Origin of the sequence: Geodermatophilus chilensis, from assembly GCF_002802985.1 — a bacterium.
GTDB classification, from domain to species: Bacteria; Actinomycetota; Actinomycetes; order Mycobacteriales; family Geodermatophilaceae; genus Geodermatophilus; species Geodermatophilus chilensis.
In genome coordinates this window covers 1-7,964 of sequence record NZ_NVPT01000206.1, presented here as the reverse complement: position 1 = coordinate 7,964, position 7,964 = coordinate 1, and the positions used below count along the sequence as shown (strand labels likewise).

Below are 7,964 nucleotides of genomic sequence, written 5' to 3'. Positions count from 1 at the left end.
CTGGTATCTGATAATCTTTGTGTAGATAGTTCAGTTGTAGTCATGCGTCTCTCACTAGGTTAGTTATTGTTTTTTTGATGAGTGGTAGTCCTCCGTGCGCGACACGTAGGGATTCGACGGCAGCGTCAACGGGTTGTAAGCGACAGCGCCCCCACCCGCCGCGTCGCCGCCGTGGCCCCGCCCGTGACGGCCGCCGTCCCCTCCGCGTCCGGTGCCCGGACCGTCGGCCCGCCGCCGCGACGCCGGCGCGGGCTGGCCGCCGTCCTGGTGCCGGTCGTGACGCTGCTGCTGGGTGCCGGCGCGGCCGCCGGGGTCTTCGTGGCCGTCTCCAGCGACGAGGACGCCGGACCGACCGTGGTCGCCGCTCAAACCGAGGACGCCCGGATCGTGCTGGCCGTCGAGGACTACGTCGGGCGGCAGGTCGACGAGGCGGCGCTGGCGCTGTCCGCGCTGGGTCTGCTGGTGCAGCGGGAGGAGCAGGTCACCGGGGACGCCGCGCCCGGCACCGTGACCGCCGTCGACCCGGCCGGCGCCGAGCTGCGGCCCGGCGACGTGGTGCGGGTCAGCTACGCCGTGGCGCCCGAGCCCGCCCCGCGGCAGCGCGACTCCTCCCCGGCCACCCGCGTCTCCGAGGACACCGACGCCGACCCGCAGCAGCAGCGGCGGACGCCCGAGCCGGCGCCCGAGCCCGAGCCCACCGAGGCCGCCGCCACCCCGACCGCCACGCCGGAGGAGCTGCCGGCCGGCACGCCGCCCGCCCCGACGTCGAGCACGCCGGCGACCTCCACCTCGACGGAGGCGGAGGAGCCGGCCGCCCCGTCGAGCCCGTCGGCCCCGACGAGCACGGCCGGGACGTCGTCGGCCGCTCCGTCGTGGTCCGGCGACGGGGACGGCGGCGACGGCAGCGGGGATAGCGGCAGCGACAGCGGCGGCGACGGGGAGCGCGACCGGGACCGCGACGACAGCTGACCGTTCCCGGACGGGTGGTCCTCCCGCTCCAGGGTGTCGGCGCGGGCCCCGGCTGGCACGCTGGGAAGGCGCTGGGGGAGCGCTGGGGATGGTCGCGGGCAGGAGGATCGGGTGGCTGAGCCGGGGGTGCGCACGCTCGGCGGCCGCTACGAGCTGCGCTCGCTGCTCGCCACCGGCGGTATGGGCCAGGTCTGGCGGGCCCACGACGTGCTGCTCGACCGGGTGGTCGCGGTCAAGGTGCTGCGCAGCGAGTACACCGGCGACCCCACCTTCCTCGCCCGGTTCCGGGCCGAGGCCCAGCACACCGCGCGGCTGGTGCACCCGAACGTCGCGGCGCTGCACGACTACGGCGAGGTCGTGGCGGCCGGCGGGGAGACCTGCGCCTACCTGGTGATGGAGCTGGTGGAGGGCGAGCCGCTGTCGGCGCTGCTGGCCCGCTGCGGCCGGCTGGACCCGCAGCGGACGCTCGACATCGTCCGGCAGACCGCTGCGGCGCTGGCCGAGGCGCACGCCGCCGGGGTGGTGCACCGCGACGTCAAGCCCGGCAACGTGCTGGTCGGCTGGGACGGCGTCGTCAAGATCACCGACTTCGGGATCGCCTGGTCGGCGTCGAGCGTGCCGCTCACCCGCACCGGCCAGGTGGTCGGCACCGCGCACTACCTGTCGCCGGAGCAGGCCGACGGCGGCAAGGCCGGCCCGGCCAGCGACGTCTACGCGCTCGGCGCCATCACCTACGAGTGCCTGGCCGGCCGCCGCGCGTTCGACGGGGAGAGCCCGGTGCAGATCGCGCTGGCGCAGATCCGCGACGAGCCCGAGCCGCTGCCCGACGACGTCCCCGAGGCGCTGCGCACCCTCGTCGCCCGCGCCATGGTCAAGGACCCGGCGCTGCGCTTCCCGGACGGCGCCGCCTTCCGCGCCGCTGCCGACGCCGTCCGTGCCGGCCGCTCGCTGGCGCCGCTGCCGCCGACCACCGCCGCGCTGCCGACCCGGGTGTCCCGGCGGCGGTTGCTGGTGCCGGCGGCCGCGCTGCTGTTCGGCGTGGGGCTGGGCGTGGGGGCGCTGCAGGTGCTCGACGCCGGGCCGCCGGTGGCCGTGGCCGACACCGCCGCCCCGACCGGCGCGCCGGTGGAGCCGGTGGCGGCGCTGGTGGTCGCGGCGGCCGACCACCTCGGGCGCCCGGCCGGCGAGGTCGAGGCGGAGCTCGCGGCGCTGGGCCTGCGGGTGCAGCGGGAGACCGTGGAGCGCTCCGACGTCCCCGCGGGGTCGGTGGTCGCGCTCGGGCCGGTCGGTGCGCTGGCGCCGGGCGACCTGGTCACGCTGACGGTCGCGGTCGCCACGCCGGCCGCGGAGCCGGTCCCGGTCGCCCCCGCGCCGGCGCCCGTCGTGGAGCAGGTCGGCTCCGCGCCGGCCGCGGACCCCGCTCCGGCCCCGGACCCCGCTCCGGCTCCCGCGCCGGCTCCCGCGCCGGCTCCCGCGCCCGCTCCAGTGGTCGTCGACGACTCGGACGAGGCGTCGGGCCCGGGCCGGAGCGAGGACAGGGGGAAGGACGAGGACGACGAGAAGCCGGACAACTCCGGCAGGGGGAACGGCCGGGGCTGACCCCGCCGCTGCTCGTCAGCCCCGGCTGCGGCTGGGGGCGATCCAGAGCGCGGCGCCGAGGGCGGCCAGCGCGGCGGTGAGGACGAAGCCGCGGTCGCTGTCGACGCGCGGCAGCACCACGAGCACCCAGAACACGGCCACGCCGGTCAGCCCGCCGGCCGCGGCCTTCCACGCCGCGTCGGGGTGCTGCCGGGCCGCGGGGACGACGCGGCCGGCGAACGGCAGCGCCCCGACGAGGGTCGCGAGGGTCGCGAAGACCGACCACAGCGTCACGGTCGACCACAGCGGCGCCTCGCCGAAGCCCAGGCCGAGGCCCAGCTGGAGCAGCAGCAGGGCGAGTGCCGTGAGGCCGGTGCCGGCGAGGAGCGCCCGCTCCTCCGGTGACCGTGCGGTGCGGGGCGCGCGCGGGGTGCGGGGAGGACGCGGCGCGCGGGGCGCGCGCGGCGTGCGCGGCGTCCGGGTTCGGCGGGGGCTCTCGTCGGCGGTGAGCGGCAGGCCGAGCGGGGCGTCGACGGTGTCGGCGGCCGCCGGGGTGCCGGTCGGGTCGCTCGCTGCCGCCGTGTCGACAGTTGTCGCGGCGTGGACGGGGTGGCTCGCTGCGGCGGTGCCGGCGGTGCCGGCGGTCGCCGTGGTGCCGGCGGGGCCGGCGGGCGCGGTGGCGCCGACACCGGGCGGCTCGGGCAGCGTCGCGACCGGGCCGGTGGGCTGGACGCCGCCGGGCAGCGGGTCGGCGTCCACCCGCGGCATCTGGTGCGTGCCGGCGGCGGTCGCCCCGGCGGGGGCGAACGCGATCTCCTGCGTGCCGGGTCCGGTCGGGTCGCGCGGTGCCGGCGGCTCGGGGGTGGGACTCGGGTGCGTCACGGGTTCCTCCTCGCTCGAGCGCGGGCGCGCGCCGGACCGGTTCGTCTCCGCACGCTAGTGGCGGGGCGGCCGGGCGCCCGGCAGGAAACGCGGGCGGGCCGAGCTCTCACTAGGGTCGGCCGGGTGGCCGTGCGCGCAGGGATCGTCGTCACCGGTACCGAGGTGCTCACCGGCCGGGTGAGCGACCGCAACGGCCCGTGGTTGGCCGAGGAGCTGCGCCGGCTCGGCGTGGACGTCGGCGCGGTGCTGGTCGTCGGCGACCGGCCCGAGGACCTGCGCAACGCACTGCGCTTCCTCGCCGACGAGGACGTCGTCATCACGTCCGGCGGGCTCGGCCCGACCGCCGACGACCTGACCGCGCAGGTGGTCGGCGAGGTGCAGGGCCGGCCCTCGTCGGTGGACCCGGACCTGGAGCGGCAGATCGCCGGCATCGTCGAGGGGCTCATGGACGGCCGCGGGTGGCGCGCCGACTCCGAGGCCACGGCGGCCGGCGTCCGCAAGCAGGCGCTCGTGCCCGAGGGGGCCACGGTGCTGCCGCCGGTCGGGACGGCGCCGGGTCTCGTCGTCCCCCCGGCGGAGGGGCGGGACGGGCCCGTGGTCGTCGTCCTCCCCGGGCCGCCGTCGGAGCTGCAGGGGATGTGGCCGGCGGCGCTGGCCGCCGAGCCGGTGCAGCGGGCGCTGGCCGGCCGCAGCGAGCTGCGCCAGGAGACGCTGCGGCTGTGGGGGACGCTGGAGTCGCAGCTGGCGGTGACGCTGCGGCAGTCGGAGTGGCCGGGCCTGGAGGTCACCACCTGCCTGCGGGACGGCGAGCTGGAGATCGTCACCCGCTACGGCCCGGAGGCGCAGCCGGAGTACGACCGGCTGGTCGAGGCGGTGCGCGAGGCGCACGGGCCGCAGTTGTTCTCGACCGGTCCGACGATCGACGACCTGGTGGCCTCGGCGTTCGCCGACCGCGGGCTCACCGTGGCGACGGCGGAGTCGTGCACCAGCGGGCTGCTGGTGGCGCGGCTGACCGAGCGGGCCGGGTCCTCGGCGTGGGTGCTCGGCGGGGTGGCCTCGTACGCGAACTCCGCGAAGGAGGCGCTGGTCGGCGTCCCGTCGGAGATGCTGGCGACGTACGGCGCGGTGAGCACGCAGGTCGCGGCGGCGCTGGCGGAGGGGGCGCGGGAGCGCCTCGGCGCGGACGTCGGGGTCGGGATCACCGGCATCGCCGGCCCGGGCGGCGGCTCCGCGGAGAAGCCGGTCGGGACCGTGCACCTGTGCGCCGTCGGGCCCGACGGGCGCCAGCCACGCTCGGTGGTGCTGCCCGGCTCCCGGTCGGCGGTGCGGCACCGGTCGGTGACCCTGGCGATGCACATGCTGCGCCAGCTCCTGCTCGGCGGCCCGCCCGCGTGATGGAGCTGCTGACGCTGCCCGCCCGGCAGCTCTCGTCGTACGGCAGCTCCGGCGCGGAGCTGCTGCGTGCGGCGCTCGTGCAGGACCCGCAGGACGGGTTCGCGGTGGACGTCGTCCGGCTGGCGCCGGGCGGGTCGATCGGCCGGCACCCGACGCGGCTGTGGCAGCTGTTCCTCGTCGTCTCCGGCAACGGCTGGGTGTCCGGTGCCGAGGGAGAGCGGCGGCCGGTCACGGCCGGTGCGGCCGCGCTGTGGGCACCGGGTGAGGACCACGCATCGGGGTCCGACGACGGGCTGACCGCCGTCGTGGTGCAGTGCCACGCCCGTCCGCTGACCGCTACCTGACCGGCCGACCCTTCGCCGCCGCCCTGGCCAGGAGGTCGAGGAGGACGTCCGGGCCACCGCGCCGGGGGTCCCGGCTGATGCGGGTGAGCGATCTCCCCCCGCCGCGCGGCGCCTGCGTGACCGTCTGCAGGAGGTGGTCGCCGCGCCAGAACGTGATCATCCGGGCGTCCACCGTCCGGTCCGCCAGGCGGACGTGCGTGGTCCCCGTGTCGAGCAGCTCCTCCGCGGCGCGCTCGAGCTGGGGCGCCCAGCGCCGCCTCACGTCCGTCAGTGCGGCCTCGTGGTCGCCGCGGTACCGGGCGGCCTCCTCGGCCAGCGCGACCCGCTCGTCGTCGGTGGCTGCCCGGCTCCCGCCCGGGACACCGGGTCCGGAGACGGCGGCCCCCGGGTGCAGGGGTGGCCCGTGCTGCCGCCGGTCCGCCGCGTGCCGGTCGACGTAGACCTGTGCCGGGTCGATCAGCAGGAGGAGGGCTCTCGGCAGCGCCATGTGCGGACGGTAGTGGGGTGGACTCCGTCGGCGTCCCTCGTCGGCGGACGCGTTCCCGGGAGGCCGGGCTCCCCCCGTGGCGGGCACGCTGGGCGCATGGAGGCGTCGTGACCACCCTGACCCTGCACGCGACCGGGCCCGTCGGGCCGGACGAGGCCTGGGAGCGCTACGCCGTCCCCGCGCGGTGGCCCCAGTTGGCACCGCAGATCACCGGCGTGGAGCTGCCGGTGTCGCGCTTGGCGGCGGGCGTGCGCGGACGGATCCGCGGGCCGCTGGGCGTCACGCTGCCGTTCGTCGTCGACACGGTGGACGAGGCGGCCCGGCATTGGTCGTGGACGGTGTCGCTCGGGCCGGTGCGGCTGCACCTGCTGCACTGGGTCACCGAGGGGCCGGACGGCGGTAGCACGACGGGGCTGCGGGTCTCCGGGCCGGCGCCGCTGGTGGTCGGGTACGTGCCGCTGGCGCATCTCGCGATCGGCCGGCTGGTCCGCCCGCTGCGCTGACGCCGTCCTCGTCGGGTGATGCGCTTGCGAGCCTGCCGACCGCCGCCGCTCCGACCCGCCATCGTGGACGCGTGGACGGTCTGGACGCCCGGCTGGCGCGTCTTCTCGGGAGCGGGGACGCCGACGAGCTGTACGACCTGGGCTACGACCTCGCCGAGGCCGGACGGCCCGCCGACGCCCGGCGCTGCTTCGAGGAGGCGGCCGCGGAGGGCTCGGCGGTGGCGTCCTTCGGTCTCGGCAACGTGCTGAGGGAACTGGGCCTCCTGGACGAGGCGCTCGACGCCTTCACGGCCGCGGTCGAGGGTGGCGAGGAGGACGCCCGGCTCGACCTCGGCCTGGTGCTGCTGGACCTCGAGCGGTGGGCTGAGGCGCTGCCGGTGCTGGAGGTTGCGCTCGCGGGAGGTGACCGCGGTGCCCAGGCCCCGATCGGCACCGCGCTCTGGGCGCTCGGCGACCTCGCCGGAGCGCTGCGCGCGTTCCGGGCAGCGGAGGCCGTCGGGGACCTCGAGGGGACCCTGCAGCTGGCCTTCCTGCTGCGTGGACTGGGGGACCGGGACGAGGCCGAACGCGTCGCGGCACGGGCCGCCGAGGCCGGGCACCTGACGGCCGGCGGCGTCGTCGCCTGCTGGCGCTGGGACCGCACGCTCGACCCTTCCCTGGAAGAGGCGCTGCGGGAGGGGGTCGACCACTACGAGTCCGCGCGCGCCGACCTCGCCGTTCTGCTCCGCACCACTGGTCGGGTCGACGAGGCGCGGGAGGTGCTCGAGACCGGGGCTGCGAAAGGCGAGGTGGGGAGCCGGCTCCCGCTCAGGAACCTGTACGCCGACGAGCTGGGGGAACTGGACGCCGCCGAGGCCGCCTACCGCAGCGGCATCGCCGCGGGGGACGACCACAGCCACCGCAACCTCGCCGGGCTGCTCCTGGACCGCGGCGACCTCGACGGCGCCGAGTTCCACCTGCGGCTCGGCGCCGCCGGTGGGGACGCGCTCGCCGCGACCGCGCTGCGGCGGCTGCTCGAGGAGGACTGACCGGTCACGACGCGTGCCGCTCGTGGACCAGGACCCGGACGCCGGCCGGGGTCACCTCCTCGCGGTGGACGCGGAAGCCGAGCCGGCCGGCCAGCGCTCGGCTCGGTGTGTTGGCGGGGTGGATGACCGCGGTGAGGCGGCGCAGGCCGAGCTCGCCGAAGGCGACGTCCAGCCACGCCCGAGCGGCCTCGGCGGCCAGACCGCGGCCCTGCGCGTCCCGGGCGAGGACGTAGCCCAGTTCCACCTCGCCCCACTGCGGCCAGGGGTGCAGTCCGGCCCGGCCGAGGAAGGCGCCGGTGTTCCTGTCGAGGAGCGCGCTCTGGCCGAAGCCGTGCTCGCGCCGGACCACCTCGAAGCGGGCGACCTGGGCGGCGGTGCCCTCGGGGTCGAGGGTCGCTCCGCCGATGTACCGGGCCACGTCCCGGTCGGCGTACACCTCGGCCAGGGCCCCGGTGTGCTCACCGGAGAGGGGCGGCATGAGCAGTCGCTCGGTCTCGAGGTGCACGGGCGCACGGTAGTCAGGTCCGGACGTCGCGGGCCCCTGTCAAGGCGGCCGCTGGATCTGTGGATAGGCTTCTGATCTGGGGATTCGTGTTGATCGTCGGCCTCGACCCGGCTAGACTTCGAACAGGCGATCGAGTCGGTGGGAGGTGTCGTGGACGAGCTGCTCGCCTCCCTCGACGCGCTGGCCGGCGAGGACCTGGCGCCGTTGTTCGGCCCGGCGCTGCTGGAGCGGCTGCGGCCGTTGCTGGCCGCGCAGAACCGGCTGGCCGCCGAG

General features: G+C 77.1%; 9 protein-coding genes. 6 read left to right on the top strand and 3 right to left on the bottom strand.

What is annotated here, in order from left to right; all coding sequences use genetic code 11:
* Positions 1-171 precede the first annotated feature (171 nt).
* Positions 172-969: a PASTA domain-containing protein gene (locus CNO22_RS23885; RefSeq protein ID WP_232807306.1), complete on the top strand. Its 798-nt coding sequence runs from the start codon at positions 172-174 to the stop codon at positions 967-969.
* Between the two features lie 111 nt (positions 970-1,080).
* Complete coding sequence (locus CNO22_RS23880; protein WP_232807305.1) at positions 1,081-2,568, top strand: protein kinase domain-containing protein; 1,488 nt, start codon at positions 1,081-1,083, stop codon at positions 2,566-2,568.
* A 15-nt stretch (positions 2,569-2,583) separates the two neighbouring features.
* Here the strand turns inward: CNO22_RS23880 and CNO22_RS23875 are convergent, their stop codons facing one another.
* Entirely contained in the window at positions 2,584-3,429 is an 846-nt protein-coding gene (locus CNO22_RS23875; protein WP_100501751.1) for a hypothetical protein, read from the bottom strand.
* A 123-nt stretch (positions 3,430-3,552) separates the two neighbouring features.
* Between CNO22_RS23875 and CNO22_RS23870 the strand changes: the two genes are divergently transcribed.
* Positions 3,553-4,824: a competence/damage-inducible protein A gene (locus CNO22_RS23870; RefSeq protein WP_100501750.1), complete on the top strand. Its 1,272-nt coding sequence runs from the start codon at positions 3,553-3,555 to the stop codon at positions 4,822-4,824.
* On the top strand, positions 4,821-5,168 hold the full coding sequence (locus CNO22_RS23865) for a cupin domain-containing protein (protein WP_157937092.1): 348 nt from the start codon (positions 4,821-4,823) through the stop codon (positions 5,166-5,168). The genes CNO22_RS23870 and CNO22_RS23865 overlap by 4 nt, the downstream gene beginning before the upstream one ends.
* Here the strand turns inward: CNO22_RS23865 and CNO22_RS23860 are convergent.
* A complete protein-coding gene (locus CNO22_RS23860; RefSeq protein WP_100501748.1) occupies positions 5,161-5,655 on the bottom strand; it encodes a hypothetical protein in 495 nt (164 codons plus the stop codon). The two genes, CNO22_RS23865 and CNO22_RS23860, sit on opposite strands and share 8 nt — an antisense overlap.
* A gap of 107 nt (positions 5,656-5,762) precedes the next feature.
* Here CNO22_RS23860 and CNO22_RS23855 point away from each other — a divergent pair, with 107 nt between their 5' ends.
* Both CNO22_RS23855 and CNO22_RS23850 read left to right on the top strand, forming a co-directional pair.
* Positions 5,763-6,158, top strand: a complete 396-nt coding sequence (locus tag CNO22_RS23855; RefSeq protein WP_100501747.1) for an SRPBCC family protein — start codon at positions 5,763-5,765, stop codon at positions 6,156-6,158.
* A gap of 71 nt (positions 6,159-6,229) precedes the next feature.
* On the top strand, positions 6,230-7,186 hold the full coding sequence (locus CNO22_RS23850) for a tetratricopeptide repeat protein (protein WP_100501746.1): 957 nt from the start codon (positions 6,230-6,232) through the stop codon (positions 7,184-7,186).
* A gap of 4 nt (positions 7,187-7,190) precedes the next feature.
* Here the strand turns inward: CNO22_RS23850 and CNO22_RS23845 are convergent, their stop codons facing one another.
* Complete coding sequence (locus CNO22_RS23845) at positions 7,191-7,691, bottom strand: GNAT family N-acetyltransferase (protein ID WP_198588567.1); 501 nt, start codon at positions 7,689-7,691, stop codon at positions 7,191-7,193.
* Positions 7,692-7,964 lie beyond the last annotated feature (273 nt).

Bases quoted from the DNA above. Each gene is read 5' to 3' on its own strand.
- CNO22_RS23860 (WP_100501748.1), bottom strand. From the start codon at position 5,655: ATGGCGCTGCCGAGAGCCCTCCTCCTGCTGATCGACCCGGCACAGGTC.